This is a genomic window from Nitratireductor lacus, from assembly GCF_056431025.1.
Genome location: NZ_JBWKMB010000074.1, coordinates 1 through 578, shown reverse-complemented (window position 1 = coordinate 578; position 578 = coordinate 1). Strand labels below are relative to the sequence as shown.

Here is a 578-nt window from a genome sequence, read left to right as displayed (position 1 = left end):
GCAGGCACTCGACACTGGGCTATCTGAGCCCCGTGGAGTTCGAGGAGCGAGCTATGTTAGCTTAACCTCGTGTCCGAAAAACCGGCAGCAGGCCAGCACGAAGGATCCATGGTAATGGCGAAATACGACCTGACATCGCAAAAACTCAGAGAATCTCTCCCTCCGAGAAAAGCCATCTACTGGTATGAGCTTGGCCTGGGCAGACACGTGGGAATTCTACGGAAAGCCGGAACCAGCACCGTGTGGAAGGCGCGCTATCGGGCCAAGAACGGTCTGTACCACGAAACGTCTCTCGGCATCATGAAAACCGGTTGCAATCCCGGTTTGAGCTTCGAACAAGCGGTTCGTGAAGCGGAGCTGTGGTTTGCCTCTGCGTCCGTTGCCGGCAATGCAATCTCACGTCATATCGTTCGCTACAATGACCAGTTGATCTATTGCCCCATCGGCTTGGTTTATACCGTGGGGCACGCCCTGCGCGATTACTGAATAGCCCCTAGATTTGTGGACGCCTTCTTCCCTAAATTTGAGGCAAGGAGGCCATGATGGGGACCAGCAATTTCAGTGATGAGTTCAAGCGC

At 54.3% G+C, this 578-nt stretch carries 1 protein-coding gene; it reads left to right on the top strand.

Annotated features, from left to right (window positions below; translation table 11 throughout):
• Positions 1–114: 114 nt before the first annotated feature.
• On the top strand, positions 115–486 hold the full coding sequence (locus AC07E3_RS21470; RefSeq protein ID WP_478364774.1) for a hypothetical protein: 372 nt from the start codon (positions 115–117) through the stop codon (positions 484–486).
• Positions 487–578 lie beyond the last annotated feature (92 nt).